Consider the following 1261-nt stretch of genomic DNA (forward strand, 5'->3'; position numbering starts at 1 on the left):
CGTAAATTGCAAGAACAAGTTAGCCAGTCGTTGAGGACAATCCCAGAACAGGCCGTTATCAAATAGAAGTTGTGGCGCTAGAGAGACTACTGGGCCATGCGGCGAACGCGCCGAGCTTCGGCCTCAAAGTTTTGCTGGGGTGTGCAGTAGCCCTGTTGTTTGCGAGGCAACTGATTCAAGCGGTCTTGCGTGGCCTGCACTTGACTAGGGCTAATGTCATCTAGGGACATGCCCTTAGGGAAGTCCTGGCGGATCATCCGGTTATGTGCCTCGTTGGTGCCACGGTCGCAGGACGTGTAAGGATGGGCGTAGAAGATCTCAGTTTCCGTCCCAGCAAAAGCAGTATTTAAGGCGGTGAACTCGGGTCCGTTGTCTGCTGTGATGGTCTTGATGCAAGCTCCCCATTCGCGCTTGATTCCACGCAATGCATAGCTCACAGAGTCTGCATCTCGTCCTTCGATCAAGCGGAGAAGTTGGCAACGGGTCTTGCGCTCAATCAGAGTCAAGATGACGCTCTCCTTGCCATTGCGTTTACCGACAATGGTATCCATCTCCCAGTGACCGAACTGCCTGCGTTGTTCAACGACCTTAGGCCGTTCCTCGATACTGCGGCCAGCCAGGCGCTTAGCCTTGGTGTGGTGCTGGTGAGAGGTCTTCCGCTTAGTCTTCTCCAACAGGTCGATATTTCGAATCTCTAGGCGTTGGTCGTCAATGTACTGGTACAAAGTCGAGGCACAAACAAGCTCTTCAGGAGTAAACAGCTTGTGTCGCTTGGCATAGCCGATTGAAGCATCCGGCGACCATTTGTCCTGCTTAGCTCGCTGTACGTACCAGGCTAAGAAGACCTGTACACTGGCGAACTTGTCAGGACGATGGCAGCTCAAGCGTGCAGTCTCGTAACGTGCCTGAGCAGCCTCTGGTAGGTATTGTCGATGGTAGACGCGCTTGCCATTACTCTTCTTGACCTGATCTACTGTACCTCGCTTGATTTCATTATTAATGGTCTGCGGGCAGACGCCAATTTCAGCAGCAATCCAACGATTGGACTTCCCAGCTTGGCGGAATCCGGCCACTTTTCCGCGCTCGAGTGATGTTAAGTGCTGACCTTTTTGGCGGTGTGTGCTATCCTGTTTCTGCATCAAGACAACATCCTCTTCCATTGTTTGTGTAGGAACTTCAATGATACAGGATATCTGTTCTTGATGTTTTTTATTGTCCAAAAAATTTTGAGACAGTGGCTAACTTGATTCTAAAATGCGCG

General features: G+C 51.1%; 1 protein-coding gene. It reads right to left on the reverse strand.

Annotation, left to right across the window (positions count from 1 at the left end; genetic code table 11):
* Positions 1 to 86: 86 nt before the first annotated feature.
* Positions 87 to 1139: an IS30 family transposase gene (locus tag EKM96_RS10455; RefSeq protein ID WP_125643370.1), complete on the reverse strand. Its 1053-nt coding sequence runs from the start codon at positions 1137 to 1139 to the stop codon at positions 87 to 89.
* Between the last annotated feature and the right edge of the window lie 122 nt (positions 1140 to 1261).

Origin of the sequence: Levilactobacillus tangyuanensis (genome assembly GCF_003946545.1) — a bacterium.
In the GTDB taxonomy this organism is placed as follows: Bacteria; Bacillota; Bacilli; order Lactobacillales; family Lactobacillaceae; genus Levilactobacillus; species Levilactobacillus tangyuanensis.